Below are 20,012 nucleotides of genomic sequence, written 5' to 3'. Positions count from 1 at the left end.
AAGAAACCTCCATTTTATAAAAGAATAAATATGAGTAAGACTAAGCTTCAGTAAGAGTAAACGTTTACTTAAGGGAGAAAAAAAAGAACGAACCAACTTGCTTCACATCACCACCCATAAAAAATGAAACTTGTTCAATTTTCTGACTCTAAGCCCTTCATGTAGCAGACATTTAGGTTAAACGTTTACTTAAAATTCTGAAAAAGAAGCCCTTTTCAAGGCTTGGATCGCACGGTTTGTCTTTCCACCAATTGATGGCTTACGATGCTGCTCGACACTTGCATTTCACTTTGTTCAATTAAAGAAATCAGCTTCTCTGAGGCCAAACGTCCCATCATGGTCAATGGTTGATGGATGGTCGTCAGCGGCGGGTAGACCATTCTTGCAAATTTCAAATCATCATAACCTATGATCGAAAGATCATCCGGAACCTTGAGCCCTTGTTCAAAGGCATAATTCATGGCGCCAATGGCCATCTCATCGCTTGCCGCGAACACAGCTGTAAAAGGAGGCGCTTCTGTCAGCAGCTTCTTCATAGCCTCTCTGCTGCGCTCCAATTGAAAACCACCAATGGCTACGCGCGATTCAAGGTATTCAATGCCATTGTCAGCCAAAGCCTGACGGTACCCCTCCAAGCGTGGATAACCCGCTATCTGATCCTTAAGCGAACCGCTAATCATAGCGATTTCCCGGTGTCCCTTCTGAATGAGATAATTTGTCGCATGGTAGGCTGCTTGACGATCATCGACTTTGACATACGGGATCATATGTTTTTGAGACATTGTATTTACAAGTATGACGGGAACTCGCATTTCCTTGATTGCTTGATAGTATTCATCCTTCAGCACTTCACTTGTGAAAACAATGCCATCTACCTGCTTCTCCCTTAGAACTTGCAGATACTTCATGGTCCGCTTGCCTTCTTCAGCCGTATTGCACACAATGACACTGAACCCTTTTTCTTGAGCAGTCTCCTCAATACCATGAAGAATATCGGATGAGAAGCTGCTGGACACATGCGGAAACAAGACGCCAATGGTCTGAGTCCTCTTATTAACGAGCCCTCTTGCAATTGCGTTAGGTTGATAACCCAGTTCTTCCACCGCTTGCATAACCTTTTGTCTGGTCCTGTCTGAATAGCCGGCGAGGTTATGAAGCACCCGGGAAACCGTAGCAACAGAAACATTCGCTGCCTTGGCCACATCTTTAATTGTCGGAGGATTCATACGGTAATTTCCCTACTTTGCATAACATCTAATGGTTTACGTAAACGTTTAAGTAATTTTAGAATAGTCCCCTGTGCAGGATTTGTCAAATAGTTTTTAAATCGCTTACAAAAACTGCCTTTGCAAGGTTTGACTTATTCATCAGCCGTAAAGGAGGCTTGCTCCATAAAATGAGCGACTTCGTCATAAGTTGGCAGCGCCGGTATTGCGCCATAACGTGTCGTTGTCAAAGCCGCCGCTGCATTCGCAAACACGAGTATTTCATGCATTCGTTTTTCAGTTAGCCGAACAGGGTCACTTACTTCTCGACTTAGCTGAAACAACACCGCCCCGATGAAAGAATCCCCTGCCCCCGTCGTATCTATTGCGTTAATCTTATGCCCTGGCACAGACACACGGAATGTTCCATCCTTCGTGAACCATGTGGCGCCTCGTGAACCACGCGTCAACAGCACGCTCCCTACATCACCGACAAACAGGGAAGCGATAGCTTCTGCCTCATCACGAATACCGGTGATAAAGGTCAGCTCTTCATCGCTAATTTTAATCAAGTTGCTGTATGGAATAAAGGCAAGAATCGTTTGCCTGCACATTTCTGCGCTTTCCCAGAGCGGAAGCCTTACGTTTGGATCGAAACTGATGAAGCCGCCTGCGCGCTTGACGGATTCTATTGCGCGAATGTGCGCATATTTTACCGGTGCCTCAATCAAGTCAACGGAACCAAAGTGCAGCAAACTTCCCCATTCAAACCGGCATGCTTCAATATCCGCCTCATCCAACAACATATCTGCACTTGGCTTACGATAGAAGGCAAAATCACGGCTGCCATCTTTTTGCAAACTAACGAACGCTAGCGCCGTATTAGCCTCCGATGTGCGGGATACGTACCGGGTGTCCACACCAGTCTGCTCCAACGTTTCTATCAAAAAATCGCCGAATGCATCAGCACCCAGCTTGCCGATAAAGGCGCTTCGCCCTCCAAGCTTCGCGACGGTACAAGCGCCATTGGCCGGGGCACCGCCCGCTGCCTTGCTGAAAGAGACCACTGCATGCAGCGGAACGCATGTTTCCGCAGGGATGAAGTCGATTAATGCTTCCCCGATTGTGTATACCGTTCTCATGTTTATCCCCCTATGAAATGTCAATCCTTTGTCAAATGAACCAAATGCTGATGCCTCCGGTACTCGTCAGGTGTCATCCCGAATCTGCTTTTAAATACACGGTAAAAGTACTTGTCATCTTTAAAGCCAACATTAGAAGCAATTTCGTATACTTTCATATCGCTGTTTTCCAGCAGTTCAATTCCTTTCTTAATCCGGACATCCGATAAATATTTGCTGAATGTTACACCTAAGTGATTTTTCAACATCATGCTGACATAATTAGGGCTGAAAAATAAGTGCGCAGCCACCGCATCGAGCGACAAGTCTTCCATATAATGCGTGTCGATGTATTTCATACAGGTTTCCACGACAGATTCGTGTTTTTTGGATCGGCTCATCTTCAGCAGTTCCGACCATTGCAGCAGGACTTTCCCGAATCGGCTCCTGCAAATGTGGAAACTCGGACTTGTGGAGAGATCCTCTGCGGTATCCGACAACACTTGCTTGTAGGCTTGATCCGTAACAAAATCTTTGATAACCACCGCTACGGCCGAAACCATCCGAAGAACAGTTTGCTGCCATTGATCCGGATGAGGAAACCCTCCGGTTACAACCAAATCGAACCAATCGTCGGCTAATCTCAAGATGTCCTCGTTTCTATTTTTACGGATCGCCTCTTTGAACTGCTCTTCCTCTCTTGCATAATCATAATGCATAGGCCGGATGAGCGTTCGGACTTCGGAATATTGAATAACATGGCGGTCAGGCAGAAAATATCGAAATGGCACCGCTGTTACTGCCTCTTTAAAGGATTGTCTCGCTTCATGCATCATATCTTCGCGGCACTCTCCAACGCCAATCGTCAGCTCGATGTCAAACTGCCCAGACATGTTTAGAGCAAGTTCTTCCATCTCTTGCGCAATCCGTTGATAATCAATATCACGCAAGTATGGTGACGTCATGACGGTAATCAGCAACTCCTTATCCTTTCTTGAGAAGAAGGAGATTGATGATCCGAACAACGCTGCTTTCTCCTCCAAACTGCTGAGCAAAGCGCATTTTACGTGGTTCTCGACGTCCAGTGAATCCAGCAGAACACTGTTCTGACGGATTTTGGCAACAGCAATAATCCCATTATCCTCCAAGTCGAACTGCTCCCGCAGCTCCTTACATTGAAAGGCAGTGACACCTCCATACACCCAATCGGTGAGCAGATTCTCATAATAAGCTGTTAATGTCCGATCCAGCTGCCTTTTAATCTGCTCATTGGCTTGCACATGTTTAGTTTCTTGCTGAATACTTTGATCAACCTTATCCAAAACCGTACGTATGCTCTCTTCTTTAAGCGGCTTGACCAAATAATCGAATGCACCCAATTGAATGGCCTTTTGTGCATATTCAAAATACCGGTAGCCGCTAAGGATAATCACTCTAATCTTATGTGGCGAATCGTTCATCTTCTCAATGAAAGTCAATCCATCTAGAACGGGCATCTTAATATCGGTAAAAACAATGTCAATGTTGCTATTACGAATGACATCCAGAGCATCTTGGCCATTCTTGGCCTCCAAGACGCTGCACTCCGGTCTTGCATTCCTGATCATTTGGGCGAGTACTCTTCGTTGTATGACTTCATCATCCACGACCAGAATGTTATGCATGTAAGCCTCCTTACCTGAATGCGCCTATACGAATATTGAGGAGATGCTCAGCGACGCTAGCCTAACGTTACCATGCTTTGCATAAACCGCCAAGCCAGGTTGCTCATCTATCGGGAATAGCAAATCCGTAATCACCGCTTCTCCCTCTCCAGCGAATACTTCAACAGAGCAGCGGTCCACCCAGATCCTAAGCACAAGTCGGCCATCGACTGCTTCCGCTTCGACCGCATGTCTCCCGGGAAAGTCTGTATGGAAGTCCGTTTTTCCAGATTGTGTTCGATCGACGAAGAGCTCTTGTGCCTCTGCCAAATAACCTACCACGGTTTCATATTCCTTTGATGTCCGCACCTTAAAACCGAATTCCGTTGCCGTCTGCAACTCAAACTCTGCCTCCAGCATAAAGCTGGTCAGGGCAAGCCCAGACAATGGATTGTATCCCGGTTCAATGAGCAGATCGTTCCACTGCATCGTGTCCGTCTTCCATTGATCCAGTTCCTGAACAGGGCGTTGAACAAGCAGGATGCGATTTGCCCGACTCCGCAATCCCAACGTTCTGGGAAGCGTCATGGCACTGCGCCATCCTTCCGTCGGCGTTACCTGTGCGTATTTCCAGTTGCTGAGCCACCCGATATAGATGCGTCGGCCATCTTCGGCCGGTAGGTCTGACCAGCTGACCCCGGCGTAATTATCTCTCCCGCCATCAAGCCATCTAACCGACTCGGCAGCGTCATCATTCTTAAACTCGGTGCCGTTGAATTGCCCGATAAAATACTGCGTTCTGGATCCTTCCGGATATTCCGGCGCATTTCCAATACTAACCAGCATTACCCACTTGGTATGGGAAGGATCGCCGTCAACAGGAAGCTCGAATAAATCCGGGCATTCCCAAACGCCGATGTGCGAGCCCTCCCCTTCTCCAAACTGACTTGCGAAAGTCCATTCCTTCAGATTTGGAGAGTGATAGATGCTCACGGTTTGCCCTGATGCCAAAATCATGATCCATCGCTTGGATTCGGTATGCCAGAAAACTTTGGGATCCCGGAAATCCGGAAACCGCGTGTCAGCTAACACCGGGTTCCCGCTGTACTTGGTCCAGGTTCTTCCCGAATCAGAACTATAAGCCAAGCTTTGGCGCTCCCTGACAGATCCGTTCTCTCCCGCGTTGTCATGATGCGTAAAAATCGCGACCAGACCGGCACCGCCGCCAAAGAACCCGGATGTATCCTCCCAATCAACGACAGCGCTGCCGGAGAAAATATAACCATGCTCGTCCGGCTCCAGTGCGACCGGCATATGATCCCAAGAGACCAAATCCTTGGAAATCGCATGCCCCCAGTGCATAGGCCCCCATGTTGTGCCATCCGGGTGATACTGGTAGAACAGATGGTACTCGCCTTGGAAATATACCAGACCATTCGGATCGTTCATCCACTGCTGCTGCGGCGTAAAATGAAAATTAGGTCTATAACGATCTTGTAACATTAGATTCCCTCGCTTCATTGACATTTATTTTTCTTCGTTTGACCTCTAGACTAACCGATTAACCTTTAATCCCTGTGCTCGTAATGCCCTGCACATAGTATTTCTGAAGAAGCAGAAAAATGAGCACGATGGGTAGGGTAGTGAACGTGAGCGTCGCCATAATTTGTCCATAGAAGATAGGCGGCAAGGTGAAAAAGGTTTGAATTCCCAGTTGGATGTTCCGCAGCGATTCACCTGTGGTAACCAGGATAGGCCACATGAAATCGCCCCAATGAGAAATGAAATCCAAAATAAATACCGTTGTAAATACAGGACCCGACAATGGCACGACGATTTTGAAGAAAGTTTTGATCGGTGATGAACCGTCAATAGCTGCGGATTCTAGAAGTTCGTTTGGAATATCCATGAAAAACTGACGGAACATGAAGATGCTGAAGCAATTGGCTATAAAAGGAACAATCAAGGCAAACCACGTATTCACCCAGCTTAAACTATTGACGACAAAGTAAAGCGGCATCACGATGCTTTCGAAAGGAACGATCATCAATGCGATAATGGCGGTTAGAATAATGCTTTTCCCTTTAAATTGAAGCTTTGCCAAGGCATATCCGCATATTGAATTGACTCCTAGACCACTGATTCCAATAATTGAGACGTAAAACAAGCTATTAAACAAGTATTTCATCATCGGAATACGATCGAATGCACGTATATAATTGTCAAACGTAATATGCGTAGGAAGTAAAGACTTGAGTGAGCCTAAATCCGCAAAAATCTGATTCTCCGGTTTAAGGGATGAGACTACCATCCACAAAAGCGGAATAATGAAGAGCACCGTCATGACAAGGTTGGATGCATAGATGAATACTTTTAACTTACGATCAGTCACGTGTCTCTCCTCTTTCCTATCCTCTGTCTTTAAAAAACTTTCTCATAGAAAATGAAATGGCAATGACAATCAGGAAGAAAATAACGGATACCGCTGAAGCATATCCGGCATTTCTGAATTGAAACCCTTGCTGGTAAATCAACAGCGCAAGCGTTCGTGTTGAATTCTCAGGTCCGCCGTTCGTCATCACATAAGGTTGTGTAAACAGTTTTACGGCTTGAATCGTCGTAATGGTTAATACGAACACAATCACATTGTATAAGCTTGGAATGGTTATAAAACGCAGCTGCTGTACCCTATTCGCCCCGTCCATCGCAGACGCTTCATATAGATCCTTAGGAATGCTCTGCAATCCTGCCAGAAAAATCATCATTTGATAACCGGCGGCTTGCCAAACGGACATGAAGATAATGGCGTTCATGGCTTGATCCGCGCTGCGCAGGAAAGGCTGCTTCGGGATACCGAGAAACTGTAAGGCGGAGTTAATCAACCCTTCATTTGGATTGTATAGTGAGATCCAGAGGATGGCGATCACGGTCATGGAAGTAATCACCGGACTGAAGTAAGCAATCCGAAACACATTTCTAAGCTTCAATTGATTATTGACTAGCAAAGCGAGCATAAGCGCTACTGCGGATTGAACAGGAACAACAATAATGGTGAAATAAAGTGTATTGTACAGCGATTTATAGAAAAGCTTATCTTTGAACAACATGAAGTAATTGTCCAGGCCGATAAATTTAATTTGATCCGGTCTCAGCAAGTTAAACTTCGTAAAGCCGAACACAACAGCTAGCATGAAAGGCAATAGTAAAAACAGGATGAGCAGGATAACAGCTGGTAGAATGAAGGAATAACCCGTTAACGCTTCTCTCCGCTTTTGATGCCCGATTGACGAAAGCCTGGACTTCTTGCTGCTCTGAATTTGAATTTGTGAACTGGCACTTTGCATGGGCTCACCCTCACTCCTCTCCAATTAAGTCTTACTTTATATATGGCAAGCGTCATGCGGCACCTTTTCCTAAGTTCGGATATCCAAGCGCCGCAAGAGCCTCCTTCTTAAAAGTTACTTAAAATTACGCTTGTACTCTTCATCATAAGAGGATGCCACCTGATCGAGCGATTTCTTCACATCTGCTCCCATCATGATGTCCGTCAAGGCTTCAGCAAATTTCTGAGTTAATACGGGATAAGCAGGTGTCACGGGTCTGGCATGAGAAACCGTTGTTACTTGTTCTTTAATCACTCTCATCGGCAGATCATTGTATTCCGGCAAGCTGTCGTATGCTGATTTTCTGCTAGCGGGCATACTGGTCGCTTTGGCAAGCTGCGAGGAGCTCTCCTTGTTCGTCATCCATTTCACAACTTCAGCCGCCTCCTTCGGATGCTTGCTATCCGTTGTTACGCCAATCGCCCAGCTGCCTGATGGCGAGCTAATGCTGCCGCCGGCCTTCTTGGGGAAGTACGTAATCCCCCATTCCAAATCCGGATAATTTTTGAACCCTGGAATATTCCAAGGACCTCCAAGTTTCGTTGCCGCTTTGCCCTCTTCGAATTCCGTCGGTTTCGGATCGATATTGAACAGCTTCTCGTTCGCCAATTTCTGCAGGAATTTTGCTGCATCCATCCCCTTGTCGCTGTTAACCCAGCCTTGCGAGGTATTGCCTTCCTTATTGACAATATCGGTACCGGCAGAAATCCACAGCTGTTCGAATGCGTACGTCATCCACTCGCCTTTGTCGTTAATCATATTGGTACCGAACATCTCTTTGGAAGCCGTCTTTTTCATGACATCGTACCACTGGTCCCAGGTCCAGGCGTCTTCAATTTTCGTCGGGGGTTCGATGCCGAACTGTTTCATGATTTTCTTGTTGTAGAATAGCACCACAGAGGATTCGGACAGACCTGCAGCATAAAATTTCTCTTTATATGTGCCCTGCTGAATAATGGATGGAACGAAATCGTTCAAGTCTTCTTTGGTGAAATAGTCATCAAGCGGAATGATGATATTGGATGCGGCATAGTTGGCAACATTCGGACCATCCATGGATACGACATCCGGCAGCGTGTGGGAAGCTACGGCAGCGTTGATTTTATCCTCGTAAGCAAAGGAGTTTCCTCTCGTAATCGGCTCCATCTTCAACTTAATCTTACCTTGATTGGCCTTATTAAACTCTTCAACTCTTCTTACGTAAAATTCGTCTTCCGGACCGCTGGCTTGTGGTCTCCAGTAGGAAATTTCAATTTCCTTCTGACCTGTCTGGGAACTGTCTCCTGTTGAGCCTGCACTTCCTGCTGATCCGCCTGTTGAGCATCCTGCAAGAAATGAGATGGCTAATAAACCCGATATCGTTTTTATGTTTCTATTCATGCTTACCCCTCCTGAAGCGTTTTCTTGTTTACGCTTTCATCATATCGTGACCTCTACCACGGATCCTACTCTAAAAATCGTAAAATGGTGGACTTTTGCAATGAAAACAGTTTCATGCCCACTTATTTATCGCAAAAACCTCTAGCATGATCGCAAACCGAACGACCGCGCTAGAGGTAATATCGTTATGGCATAGGCAAAATAATCGTTACTTTCGTACCTGCCAACAATTGCGATTCAATGGTTACACCATACGGCTCCCCATAAATCAGCTTAACCCGTTTATTCACATTTTCTATTCCAATAGATTTGCTATTTCCTGTAGTTTCCGTATCCGAAATGGCCAGAATGCGAGACAACACCGACTCTTCCATCCCCTTGCCATTGTCTTGTATGGTGAAAACCCTCAAATTACCCGCAATGTGACCCGAAACACGAATAGAGCCACCCTCCTCGCAATCCTCCAATCCATGAATAATGGCATTTTCAATGAAAGGCTGCAAGAAAAATTTAGGCACTGTGTAACCGTAAAGCGCAGGGTCAATGTCATACTGAATTTGAAATTTGTCTTCAAACCGCTGCTTCATGATATAATCATAACTTTTCAGATAACTCACATCTTCACCAAGAGTAACTTCGCCGGACTTCTTGGCGGTATATTCCAGCATTTCTGACAGATCCACGAGCATATTACTAATAACCGTTTGCTTGTTCTCAATGGCTAAATAATTAATGATGTTCAACGTATTGTACAGAAAATGCGGATTGAATTGAAAATTTAACGCTTTGAGCTCCGCCTCGATCTCCTTCAGACTTGTCTCATAGTTTTCTTTAATCAGAGTCTGAATTTTATCGTTCATGTGATTAAATTTATGAATAATGAGGTTCACTTCACTAGTCCCATGCGTTTCAATTCTCGCGTTAAAATTCCCTTCCCCGATCTGTTTAATCCCCCACAGCAATTTTTTGAGAGGCATTGTAATCCGGCTTGAGAACAAAGATGCCAGAAAGATGGACAGTATCAGAATCAACACTGTGGAGTAGAGCGTGTAACTGAACATATTAGGCACCGTTTTCAGCAAATTGTCATACGGAATGAACACCGCCGAAATCCAGCCCGTCGTGGCCATCTGATCGAAGCAGACGACCATTTTTTCACCGTTAATCTGAACATAGCGTGTGCCGCTTTCAGCGTCCAACAAGCTGCTCGTCCATTCTTGATCTAACAACTTATCACCGGATTGATCGGAAGTCGAAATTACTTCCATATCCTTCGTAAATACATAGTAATACGAGTCCTTTATAACCAAGCTTTCCTTGAATGCTCTACTGATCATCGATTCTTGAAAATTAACGAGGAGAATCGGGCGCTCAGCATCTTTATCCATGCCTTTCAGCAGGTTGTTCGTGACACGGGATAAGTTAATAAATCGCGCAGCAGTAAACACATTTTGATCTTTCCTACTTGCCGCTGCCGAAGAGGCGAAGTACTTTTCCAGCAAGTTGTAGGTTGGAATCCATATTGTTTTGTCTATAGCCTTCAGACCGGTTTGGTAAATGTCAGAGGAGGAAAAATCCTTCTTTGGAATCCAGAAATTAGGGTTTCCGCCAAACATGTAATCCTTCGTCGCCAAATTGACGGAAAAGAAATCCTCCGATGAAGGGAAATATTTCTGTAAAATTCTAGTGATTTTCCGATCTGTTTCATAATCTAACTGCCTAACTTGCAAGTCAGTCGTATTAAAGAGCTCGAACAACTCCTCATCCAGATGCATGTTAATTGCACTTTGTTCGACGGTGGCAAATTTGGCATCTAAGGACTTATTACTCGTTTTCACTAATCCCAAATAGGTGCCGCTGGCATTCTGAAGAATCACTTGAGAGCTCTTAATGTAATAGCCTATTCCCAGCACTGTCATAGATACAACGATGAGCACGATATAGGATAATGTTAGCCTCACCCTTAAACTTAACTTATTGTATATTTCAATAAGTCCATACATCCTCTGACCTCCAGCTTCGCACTTGTATGTTCTTACATGGACTATAATGAATAAATAGTTGTTCTGCAAGTGGTTACACCTTGCTCCGATAGCTAAAAAACGACAACACGCTTGATATAAATACCGGATATGCGTATACTAATGAAGGTACTGATAATTTTATAGGCGATGGAGTTCGCCATTAACCGCCTTTGCGCTAATAACTCCTACCAGTTTATTTGGCATGAAACTGGTAGGAGTTTTTTTGTGTATACCTGCACGATAAAGGAGAGACAGAAGTTGAAACGTTATTTCCAAAGTCATACGTTAAGGATGAAGGGCTATGCAGAACGGTGGATTCACTTTGGAATCCTTGCTTCTATGCTCAAGTGGATTGTAATTGGTGGACTTGTCGGTATTATTACAGGTTCTGCGTCTGCTCTGTTCTTGGCGAGTTTGGATTGGGCTACGAATACACGGACGAACCATTCATGGTTGTTATGGCTTTTGCCTGTCGGTGGAGCTATGGTCAGTTACTTATACGTTAAATTCGGCAAAGACTCGTCTAAAGGCAATAACCTTATCTTGGAACAAATACACGAAGGCAATGGAAAGATCCCTTTCCGAATGGCGCCGCTCGTTCTATTTGGAACTCTCGTCACCCATTTGTTCGGAGGTTCGGCAGGCCGGGAAGGAACAGCCGTACAAATGGGGGGAAGTTTATCCGAATGGATTGGTAAAGTCCTTAAGCTCAATCCATTCGATCGTAAAATCATTTTGATGTGTGGAATCAGCAGCGGTTTTGGCTCTGTTTTCGGTACTCCCCTAGCGGGCACGGTATTTGGCCTTGAAGTTCTTGTGATTGGCCTCGTCCGGTACGAAGCCCTGATCCCTTGTTTTATTGCAAGTTTCATAGCGGATAAAGTTACCACATCTTGGGGAATCCATCATCTTCATTATTCCATGGGGGCAGTACCGGATTTTAGTACCCTTCTCTTGTTGAAAATCGTGATGGCTTCCGTCTTGTTTGGATTAGCAGGCTTACTCTTTAGTGAATTAACCCATCGTCTAAAGGCATTATTTTCAAAAGTTTTCAAGAATCCGGTCATGAAGAGCTTTTGTGGGGGATTCGTCATTATCGGAATGGTGTACCTTTTTGGTACAAGAGATTATCTCGGCTTGGGTATTCCGCTGATACAGCAGTCATTCAGTGAGAGTGTAGCCCCTCTTACCTTCTTGCTTAAAACCATCTTTACCTCGGTCACTTTAGGCGCAGGTTTTCAAGGCGGAGAAGTCACCCCATTATTTGTAATTGGCTCGACGCTAGGAAGTTCGCTAGCTCATTACTTACATCTATCCGCTCCATTCCTGGCGGCAATTGGTTTTATCTCTGTTTTCAGCGGCGCAACCAACACGCCAATTGCTTGTTTTATTATGGGCATTGAACTTTTCGGAGCGGAAGGTGCTGTGTATATGTTCATCGGCTGCATCATTAGCTTCATGTTTTCAGGTCACACCGGCATTTATGCAGCCCAAAGGATCGGCATTTCAAAAAGCAGAAGTGTCACGATCGAAGAGAATGCTACTCTTGGCTCTCTTTTCAAGAAAAAGTAATGGCGGAAAAACAATAATTTTATTTTTTCATTAAATTCTGGCTCGTCAAATTATTTATTCATAAATTTGGAAATTAACCCATCGCCGCGACGACTGCTCCGTTTGGTATTCACAAATGATCAGCAAATGATCAGGGCAACTATACAAACAATTAACGCAGTTTTGACATCTACTGAACTAGTAGAGGAGAGGAACGTTGGTTGATCATGTCAACAAAACGAATTACATTATCAACCGGTATTTTGCGCAGGCCTAAGAAAACTAAATTTGCCTTAATCGATATCGTTAACTTAAATAAAATGCGGTCTCGAAGAGTGACGGTACAAGTTTTCGACTGGTCTAACGGCTCTCCAGTACCTTTAAAGGTAAGTCCTTGTGGTAGAAAAACGTGTACAGTAACGATTGCTCCCAATAAATCTGTTTTCTTGTTTGCTGATGTGTCGAAGGTAAGCTTTAAATATGAAGTGCGAATACAACAAAACGAAGATCCAAAACTGATTACGAATGTAACAGGTGTTACGAATACTCCTTTCACCCCGCAACCAGGTGATACTGTGCTCCAACGAAACTTAGTCAGAATATGATAACAAATAAACCATTCCGCATAATAAAAAGCGGCAGCTAGAGACTTGTAAAAAGTTCTAGACTGCCGCTTTTTTATTTGATTCGTCCTATCAGCGCCGAGATGTAGACGGTATAGGTTTTACTTCCACTTGTACGGGTGTTAATTGGAAGGACCATGCCGGCCCATACAGTCCTTGCCAATCATAGCCCCACATCCATAAGGAACCATCTTTTTTGATGACAGCATCCGTACGATCACCCGAGAAAACAGCAGTGACGTCCGATAAGCCCTCCACTTGATAAAGAGACCGATAATTTTCAATATCCAACGTATTGTTCAAATGTGCATAATCTCGAGGGAAATACCCCATAGCCCAAACCGTTCCGTCTTTTTTCAGTGCTACAATGTGTTCAGGACCTCTAGAAATATCAATAATATCCGACAAACCCTCTATTGGTGCTGGCGGCTCATCTATTCCGGAACCATCAAATTTGGGATTGGACAGATAACCTCCTCCCCAGATCCACACCGTACCATCCTTTTTCAGAGCGAGCTGATCAGGGGAAGTACCTTGACCAAGCTTTACGATGTCTGTAAGCCCCTGAATCTGTATCGGATTGTTGAAGCGCATCACGTTGAAGATATCACAACCCCGGAGGCCGCATTCCCAAGTCCAAACCGTTCCATCATCCTTAAGAACTGTTGAGCCCGATAGGTCTTTAATATGATCGATTCCGTTGGCTAACACAGGTTCCGTCTGCATGGATGAAAAATACTTTTCCCAGTCGCCTGTTTTGGCAGAACTGGCGATGTCTTCCCATATCCAGAGCTTACCGTCTTTATCAACGGCCATATATGGCTCAATTTTCACAATGTGCTTCAACTTGGGAACCTGGGTCAACAACTTTGGCGTATACAACCCCCACTTGTCTTTCTCCGCGCTATTGGAAGATTCTACATATTCTACATTCCAGACTGTACCGTCTTCTTTTAATGCAAATGCAGAGCTCCCTGTGGCAACGATGCTTGTAACCTTGTTCAAACCATCTACCTTCTCCAGATGGGCAGGATCGCGAATAAGATCCATTCTATACGCTCGGGATGAAATAGAGGTGCCCCAAACGTCACCTTTATCGTCCAGTACATAAGGGCGGCCACCAACATCAGTGATTTGGACAGCTTTAGCGTCGGCTGTCGCAGGCGTTGCGACTTCAGCTTGCACAGATGGCGATACGCTGACGAATAACGAAAAAGACATTGCAAGACTCAGGGATAGCGAGGATTTTTTCTTCCTGCTTGACAGAAAAAATAAATTCATTGCATCAAACCTCCAAGTTTAGTTAAGCCAAGAGGACAAACGGCTATAACCATTTGACGCGCTTGCAGGAAGAAAGTTTCTCCTTTTTATCCATAAAACGGAAAATGCTGTTGAGATGGCGCTTATAGCTGACGCATGCAAGATCAATTTGTGCCTCTTTTCCCCATCAAACTAACCCATAATCCGCCTTAATTTCGCTGGATAATCCGTAATAATTGCTGAAACCCCGCAATCCAGCATCCGTTTCATTGCTTCTTCCTCATTCACTGTCCAGACAATGACCTGTCTGCCGCTGTTGCGAATCGCGATGACGTCCTCACGTTCAACCATCGTATGATGCAAAGAAACCGCTTCTACCTCCAATTCAAAATCCTCAATCAATCGAAGCGGACGCAGCAGCTTGCCGTCATAGACGAGGCTAATTCGGGCTTCAGGCGCCAGCTGCTTAAGGCGGTATAACATGCGATGATCGTAGGAGGAAAAGATCACTGAGCTTAGCCGCCCGTATTCACGCAGCAAGGCGACGACCTTGTGCTCTATGCTGCCGCCATAGCTTACCTTCAGCTCCACATTTAAGCCGATTTCCGGCGGTACCAGCTCCAGGACTTCACGGAGCAAAGGGATAGGCTCCCCGGCATATGCATCTGAAAACCAAGTGCCCGCATCTGCCTGCCGGATATCTGTCAACGTCATCTCGCCAATGCCACCGCGCAAATTCGTGGTCCGGTCCAGCGTTTCATCGTGGCACACTACGATTTCCCCATCCTGCGTGAGATGAATATCCAGCTCAATCGCATTGCATTGCTGCTCTAGCGCTAATCGAAGAGCAGCCATCGTATTTTCAGGTGCTTCACTTGAAGCCCCACGGTGTGCCACGACCAACGTCTTTTCATTGTGCCATTTCATTTCAATTCCCCCTATTATTTAATCCCTGAATGCATGAAGCTTTCCACAAACTGACGTTGGAACACGAAAAAGGCCAATAGAAGAGGCAAGATCACCAATACCGTAGCCGCTGTTACAGTCCCCCATTGCGCTCCCGTCTCAAAAGATTGTGCAAAAATCGCAATCCCTACAGTCAACGGTCTCGTTTCAATGGAATTCGTTACGATGAGCGGCCACATGAAATCATTCCAATGCGCACTGACGGAGATTAAGCCAAAGGCCAAATAGGTTGACTTGGCTGAAGGCAAATAGACGTGCCAGAGGATTTGCCACCAACGACATCCGTCCATTCTCGTAGCTTCGTCCAAGTCCATCGGGATTTGCTTAAACGTTTGCCTGAGCAGGAACACACTGAACGAAGAGGCCCAATAAGGCAGCATAATCGCCAATTTGGTGTCAACAAGGCCTAGCTCTTTCATAATCGTGTAATTCGGAAAAATGAGAATGTCCGGCGGGATCATAATTTGAACAAGAAACAACATAAACATGAAGCTTCGTCCTGCGAAATTCAATCTGGCAAACGCATAAGCGGCAAGGGTTGCCGTTATCAGCTGTGCAGCCAGCACGCCGAAGACGATGATAATCGTATTGGAATAATAGCGAAGGAAAGGAATGGTATGCCAAGCGTTCATATAATTTTGAATGGTGGGATGCTCAATGGCAAAGGGATTTACACGGGTGATGACCTCACTGGACGGTGTAAACGAGGTGAAAACTGCCCATATGAGCGGAACTGCAAAAACAATAGCCAGCAGCGCAATGACAAACCGGTTGGTGATCCTAACGACCATGACGCTGACCCCTCTCTAGTAATGGATACGTTTATCCAGAAATGCATAATTAAAAATAGAAATACTCAGTAGAATAACGAGTAGAACAACGGTAAGGACCGAGGCTTTTCCCATATCCCAAAAGCTAAAAGCCGTCTCATAAATATGGTACAACAGCAAGTTGCTTGCGTTGTTCGGGCCGCCTTTCGTCATTACATACAGGTGATCAACCAATTTAAAAGAATTCGTCGTGGCAATAATCATAACGAATAGCGTTGTCGGCATTAAGAGCGGGAACGTAATCCTTCTGAAGGTCTGCAGAGGGCTTGCCCCTTCCATTGCTGCAGCTTCATAGACTTCCTTCGGTAAATTCTGCAAGCCAGCCAAGTAAAAAATCATAAAAAAGCCGGCTTCCTTCCAAATCACCATGAGCATCATCGAAAATAAGACCCAATGCGGATCGCCTAGCCAATGCGGAGCAGGTATGCTAAATACGCCAAGAAACTTATCAAGCAACCCATAACTGGGTGTATAAATAAACAACCATATATTTGCTATAGCGATCATCGGAATGACTGTCGGGTAGAAAAATAGCGCACGCAGCAAGCCGGTACCTCTGAGCTTATTATTCACCCAAATGGCTGCATACATGGCCAACAAAATACTCACAGGAACCGTACCAATAGCTAGCAGTACATTATTTTTTAAAACTTTGAGGAAAATATCGTCCTGAAAAACATGCGCATATTGATCAAACCCGACAAATGTCTTGTCTGTGAAATCAGAGCTATAGAAACTCCAATATATCGACTTCAGAATAGGGTAAAACGTAAATACCCCTAAGAACAGCAGTGAGGGCATGAGCAGCGCATAGGCGAAACCATGTAATCTCCAGTTGATCTTGCTTTTTGTACGAAGTGCCGGTTGCATCGAATACATCCCCCTCTAATCTCACAAACTCGTGAAAGCGAGCGGAAGGGAAGTGCAGGCATAACAGGGAGTTAACCTCCATTAGCCGAACACTTCCCTTTCGTTTTCGCTATCAGATGCTGCTATTTTTGAAAGTTTTTTAAAATGTCATCCGCTTGCTGCTGCGATTTGTCCAATGCCTCTTTCGGCGTCATTGTTCCCAGCAACGCTGCTTGGATATTATCGTTAAACAGCTTTGTTACTTGGCCATTCTGATAGGTAGAAAGCTCGCTGTCCGCATATTTCAGTTGATCCCTTGCTACGGCTGCTTGCGGGAAATCCTTAATGTAGTTTTTCAGCTTGTCTGTCTCATAAGCGGCTTTTGTAGTACCTACATAACCTGTATCAATTGACCACTGTGCGACACGATCAGGCTGTGTTAGGAATTGAATAAACTTGATGGATGCTGCTTTGTGGTCTTCAGGGATGTTTTTGAACACATACAGGTTGCCGCCGCCAGTTGGTGAACCATACTTTTTATTGGCAGGCAGGAACGCTACGCCAAAGTTGAATTTCGCATCTGTTTTGACTTTTGTCAGATTTCCTGTTGTGTGGTACATCATTGCCGTTTTCCCGCTAATGAAATCGGAAGGAACGGTTGCCCACTCGAGTGCACCCTCCGGCATGACTTTATCCTTGCGTCCTAGATCGGTGTAAAACTGCAAAGCTTCCTGTACTTCCGGTTTGTTAAAAAATACTTGCTTACCGTCAGGTGAAACAATGTTCGTACCGGTTTGAAGGGAAAGGGCTTGCGTCATCCAGTATTGATAACCCGTGCTAGGAATTTCAAGCCCCCACTGCGATTTGTCACTCGTCGTGAGCTTGGCTGCATACTCCTTCAGTTCCGTCCAGTTCGCCGGTGCCTTCTCCGGATCAAGACCTGCCTTCTTAAATAAATCCTTGTTGTAGTAGAGCACGATTGTACTGCGTTGGAACGGTACACTCCAAACCGTATCGCCCGACTTCGTATTTCCCATAAAAGCTTCGTAGAAACCATTGAAATAATCCTTCGAGAAGCGAGGTGTCAGATCCTCAACGGCTTTCATGGAAAGCAAACTGTACAGATCAGTTGAGAGCAGTACCGCTAAGTCAGGTGAGTTCCCCCCTTGTACAGCTGTTGCAACCTTGGTCATCGTATCCTGATAGCTGCCGCCATACACGGGTTTTACAGTAATTGTCGGATTTTCTTTATGGAAATCGTCAGCCAACTGATCAATCAATTTCGTAATTGGCCCACCAACGGCCACTGGAAAGTAAAACTGCAATTCAACCGGCTTCGTGCTTGACGTTGCTTCGGCGCTTGCCGTCGGTGCTGCAGCCGTTTTAGTTTCTGTTTTGCTCTCTCCCTTCGCGCAAGCTGTAGCAACCATCGTGACCATAAGTAGTGAGACCAGTGCTTTTTTCATTGTTTTTCCTCCTAAAGGTTGTTGGATTTAATTTCACTAAGCTGATTTAAAATATAGTCAGGTTCAATCCCTGTTTGAACGATGTCTATCTTAGAGTCTGCACCTGTCAGTACAAGAGCGGTGTACATGTCGTTTGAATTACCGAATTGTATATCCGTGGATAATCGATCTCCAACCATCAAACATTGGGATGGCGGAATTTTCAGCAGGTCAAAAGCTTTTTGTGCATAGTATTCGGAGGGCTTTCCGATCACACGGACCGTTTTCTGCAGGCTGGCCGTCTCCAGTGCTTTGACAAGCGACCAAGTATCCGGGATCACCCCATCATCAATCGGGCAAAAGGGATCAGGATTAGCCGCAATCAGCTTGGCCCCGTTTCGAAGGGCATTCACGCCGGCTGTTAGCTTCTCAAATGTAAACTGCCTGTCCAAACCGACAAGCACATGTGTCGCCAGCATCGGGTCCTGCGTCGTCTTGACGCCATACAGCGCCAATTCTTGTTCCATCGCTTGTTCACCAATCATGAGAACGCGGGCATCCAATTCATGCTCTTGAAAAAATCTCCCAGCCACACACAAGGCCGTGAGCACCTCATTCACCTCGCAAGAAATGCCTAATTCGGTAAGCCTTAACTGCACGCTTTCCTTGGTACGAATGGTTGTATTCGTAACGAACATGATCGATTTGTTTTGCTCACGCAGCCAGTTCACCGTGTTCAACACACCCGGCAAAAGCTTACTGCCCGCATAGATCGTACCGTCCAAATCGAATAAGTAACCTTTAAATGCATGCAACTCCTTATTGCTTTTCCTCGCATGTTTTCGCTGAAAAGGCACGATTCCACTTTTATCATCGATGCCACGCTCAGGAAATCTAGATGTTTCTGCCACAGCACTGCCTCGCTTTCAATAAAAATAACCCTTATCCGAAAAAACACGAAAACAAGCCTTCTCGGAGAATGACAAGCATGCTCCTGCTTATTTTCACATTTCCTGGACAAGGGTTTTCTCATGGTCTCGACCCTAAGTATCAGTTCTTGTGATAATCATAGTTCTACTATAGATGAAGATTGTAAGCGGAAAATTATCGATATTTTAATCTTTTGTAAATCTATTGGCAACTCCACATGTTCGGATCTCCAATAGATATGAAGTCAGCCCCGCTATCCAAGCGCTTCTACGATTTCTTTTTCGTATCGAATAAGCCCTCCGACAATCAACGGTTGTTTAATCATGTTTTTCAATTCCTTGATCACTCTTGGCATTAAGCCTGGCATTAGTTCAACTTCATCCGGTTGTATGCTGTTGATCATGCGGACTGCCGTTTGCAATGCGGCCGTATCAATAATGAAGATTCGCTGAATGCTTTTTATGCCGGCTTGCCTAGCTGCTGCTATGGAGTTGGATTTCGTCGTAACAATCCCGTCCACTTTAAACTTTTCAGCTAAATACCCGACGGCATGTGCATCTCTGCCAAGACCGCCTACCATTTCCAAGTGCACATACACCTGTTTACCTGCTCGGTGAAGCTGTTCCACAATAGATTCCAAATTGCCAATATGACCTGTCATTAAATTAACTCGAGTTACATCACTTTCTAAAACCTTTGCGAGCTGATCGTCTTTCGTCACTGATGCGATAATTGGATATTTACTCGACATGCGCACTCACCCCCACTTTCACCTTAACAAACATTTATTTGCTAAGTGTTA

At 45.1% G+C, this 20,012-nt stretch carries 17 protein-coding genes and 1 riboswitch; of the genes, 2 read left to right on the top strand and 15 right to left on the bottom strand.

What is annotated here, in order from left to right:
- Nucleotides 1-215: 215 nt before the first annotated feature.
- From ACUN27_RS08965 to ACUN27_RS08930, 8 genes are all read right to left on the bottom strand, one after another.
- Entirely contained in the window at nt 216-1,226 is a 1,011-nt protein-coding gene (locus tag ACUN27_RS08965) for a LacI family DNA-binding transcriptional regulator (RefSeq protein WP_326061258.1), read from the bottom strand.
- A 134-nt stretch (nt 1,227-1,360) separates the two neighbouring features.
- The gene (locus ACUN27_RS08960) at nt 1,361-2,347 is read right to left on the bottom strand and encodes a PfkB family carbohydrate kinase (protein ID WP_326061257.1); all 987 of its coding nucleotides are present in this window, start codon (nt 2,345-2,347) and stop codon (nt 1,361-1,363) included.
- Between the two features lie 20 nt (nt 2,348-2,367).
- Complete coding sequence (locus ACUN27_RS08955; protein WP_326061256.1) at nt 2,368-3,990, bottom strand: response regulator; 1,623 nt, start codon at nt 3,988-3,990, stop codon at nt 2,368-2,370.
- A 24-nt stretch (nt 3,991-4,014) separates the two neighbouring features.
- Nucleotides 4,015-5,472 carry a glycoside hydrolase family 32 protein gene (locus ACUN27_RS08950; RefSeq protein WP_326061255.1) on the bottom strand — a complete coding sequence of 486 codons (1,458 nt, stop codon included), beginning with the start codon at nt 5,470-5,472 and terminating at the stop codon, nt 4,015-4,017.
- 58 nt (nt 5,473-5,530) lie between these two features.
- Nucleotides 5,531-6,361, bottom strand: coding sequence for a carbohydrate ABC transporter permease (locus tag ACUN27_RS08945; protein ID WP_315951932.1), 831 nt, complete (start codon nt 6,359-6,361; stop codon nt 5,531-5,533).
- 16 nt (nt 6,362-6,377) lie between these two features.
- The gene (locus ACUN27_RS08940; protein ID WP_315951933.1) at nt 6,378-7,313 is read right to left on the bottom strand and encodes a carbohydrate ABC transporter permease; all 936 of its coding nucleotides are present in this window, start codon (nt 7,311-7,313) and stop codon (nt 6,378-6,380) included.
- Between the two features lie 114 nt (nt 7,314-7,427).
- A complete protein-coding gene (locus tag ACUN27_RS08935; RefSeq protein WP_315951934.1) occupies nt 7,428-8,732 on the bottom strand; it encodes an extracellular solute-binding protein in 1,305 nt (434 codons plus the stop codon).
- Nucleotides 8,733-8,917: 185 nt separating this feature from the next.
- A complete protein-coding gene (locus ACUN27_RS08930) occupies nt 8,918-10,735 on the bottom strand; it encodes a cache domain-containing sensor histidine kinase (RefSeq protein WP_445558770.1) in 1,818 nt (605 codons plus the stop codon).
- 155 nt (nt 10,736-10,890) lie between these two features.
- A riboswitch (Fluoride riboswitch) is annotated at nt 10,891-10,951 on the top strand.
- Between the two features lie 96 nt (nt 10,952-11,047).
- Between ACUN27_RS08930 and ACUN27_RS08925 the strand changes: the two genes are divergently transcribed.
- Nucleotides 11,048-12,328 carry a voltage-gated chloride channel family protein gene (locus tag ACUN27_RS08925; protein WP_445560608.1) on the top strand — a complete coding sequence of 427 codons (1,281 nt, stop codon included), beginning with the start codon at nt 11,048-11,050 and terminating at the stop codon, nt 12,326-12,328.
- A 206-nt stretch (nt 12,329-12,534) separates the two neighbouring features.
- Complete coding sequence (locus tag ACUN27_RS08920; protein ID WP_445558769.1) at nt 12,535-12,912, top strand: hypothetical protein; 378 nt, start codon at nt 12,535-12,537, stop codon at nt 12,910-12,912.
- A 90-nt stretch (nt 12,913-13,002) separates the two neighbouring features.
- On the opposite strand, the gene ACUN27_RS08915 is transcribed toward ACUN27_RS08920, so the two are convergent.
- The 7 genes from ACUN27_RS08915 to ACUN27_RS08885 all read right to left on the bottom strand — a co-directional run bounded on the left by ACUN27_RS08915 (nt 13,003) and on the right by ACUN27_RS08885 (nt 19,961).
- Nucleotides 13,003-14,151, bottom strand: coding sequence for an RCC1 domain-containing protein (locus ACUN27_RS08915; protein ID WP_445558768.1), 1,149 nt, complete (start codon nt 14,149-14,151; stop codon nt 13,003-13,005).
- Nucleotides 14,152-14,382: 231 nt separating this feature from the next.
- Entirely contained in the window at nt 14,383-15,117 is a 735-nt protein-coding gene (locus tag ACUN27_RS08910; RefSeq protein WP_445558767.1) for a glycerophosphodiester phosphodiesterase, read from the bottom strand.
- Nucleotides 15,118-15,131: 14 nt separating this feature from the next.
- The gene (locus ACUN27_RS08905; RefSeq protein ID WP_445558765.1) at nt 15,132-15,947 is read right to left on the bottom strand and encodes a carbohydrate ABC transporter permease; all 816 of its coding nucleotides are present in this window, start codon (nt 15,945-15,947) and stop codon (nt 15,132-15,134) included.
- Nucleotides 15,948-15,962: 15 nt separating this feature from the next.
- Nucleotides 15,963-16,856 (bottom strand): carbohydrate ABC transporter permease, encoded by an 894-nt coding sequence (locus ACUN27_RS08900; RefSeq protein ID WP_445558764.1) that lies wholly within the window; start codon nt 16,854-16,856, stop codon nt 15,963-15,965.
- 122 nt (nt 16,857-16,978) lie between these two features.
- Entirely contained in the window at nt 16,979-18,301 is a 1,323-nt protein-coding gene (locus ACUN27_RS08895; protein ID WP_326061252.1) for an ABC transporter substrate-binding protein, read from the bottom strand.
- 11 nt (nt 18,302-18,312) lie between these two features.
- Nucleotides 18,313-19,191, bottom strand: coding sequence for an HAD-IIA family hydrolase (locus tag ACUN27_RS08890; protein ID WP_315951942.1), 879 nt, complete (start codon nt 19,189-19,191; stop codon nt 18,313-18,315).
- Nucleotides 19,192-19,463: 272 nt separating this feature from the next.
- Nucleotides 19,464-19,961 carry a glycerol-3-phosphate responsive antiterminator gene (locus ACUN27_RS08885; protein ID WP_445558763.1) on the bottom strand — a complete coding sequence of 166 codons (498 nt, stop codon included), beginning with the start codon at nt 19,959-19,961 and terminating at the stop codon, nt 19,464-19,466.
- Nucleotides 19,962-20,012 lie beyond the last annotated feature (51 nt).

The sequence above is a fragment of the Paenibacillus sp. WC2504 genome, from assembly GCF_052682475.1.
Note: the sequence above shows the minus strand (reverse complement) of the source record. Positions and strands in the feature narration are given on the sequence as shown.

Coding starts and splice junctions, on each gene's coding strand:
- ACUN27_RS08940 (WP_315951933.1), bottom strand. CDS start 7,313: ATGCAAAGTGCCAGTTCACAAATTCAAATTCAGAGCAGCAAGAAGTCC.
- ACUN27_RS08955 (WP_326061256.1), bottom strand. CDS start 3,990: ATGCATAACATTCTGGTCGTGGATGATGAAGTCATACAACGAAGAGTA.
- ACUN27_RS08950 (WP_326061255.1), bottom strand. CDS start 5,472: ATGTTACAAGATCGTTATAGACCTAATTTTCATTTTACGCCGCAGCAG.
- ACUN27_RS08965 (WP_326061258.1), bottom strand. CDS start 1,226: ATGAATCCTCCGACAATTAAAGATGTGGCCAAGGCAGCGAATGTTTCT.
- ACUN27_RS08905 (WP_445558765.1), bottom strand. CDS start 15,947: ATGGTCGTTAGGATCACCAACCGGTTTGTCATTGCGCTGCTGGCTATT.
- ACUN27_RS08885 (WP_445558763.1), bottom strand. CDS start 19,961: ATGTCGAGTAAATATCCAATTATCGCATCAGTGACGAAAGACGATCAG.
- ACUN27_RS08895 (WP_326061252.1), bottom strand. CDS start 18,301: ATGAAAAAAGCACTGGTCTCACTACTTATGGTCACGATGGTTGCTACA.
- ACUN27_RS08920 (WP_445558769.1), top strand. CDS start 12,535: ATGTCAACAAAACGAATTACATTATCAACCGGTATTTTGCGCAGGCCT.
- ACUN27_RS08910 (WP_445558767.1), bottom strand. CDS start 15,117: ATGAAATGGCACAATGAAAAGACGTTGGTCGTGGCACACCGTGGGGCT.
- ACUN27_RS08915 (WP_445558768.1), bottom strand. CDS start 14,151: ATGTCTTTTTCGTTATTCGTCAGCGTATCGCCATCTGTGCAAGCTGAA.
- ACUN27_RS08935 (WP_315951934.1), bottom strand. CDS start 8,732: ATGAATAGAAACATAAAAACGATATCGGGTTTATTAGCCATCTCATTT.
- ACUN27_RS08925 (WP_445560608.1), top strand. CDS start 11,048: ATGAAGGGCTATGCAGAACGGTGGATTCACTTTGGAATCCTTGCTTCT.
- ACUN27_RS08900 (WP_445558764.1), bottom strand. CDS start 16,856: ATGCAACCGGCACTTCGTACAAAAAGCAAGATCAACTGGAGATTACAT.
- ACUN27_RS08960 (WP_326061257.1), bottom strand. CDS start 2,347: ATGAGAACGGTATACACAATCGGGGAAGCATTAATCGACTTCATCCCT.
- ACUN27_RS08930 (WP_445558770.1), bottom strand. CDS start 10,735: ATGTATGGACTTATTGAAATATACAATAAGTTAAGTTTAAGGGTGAGG.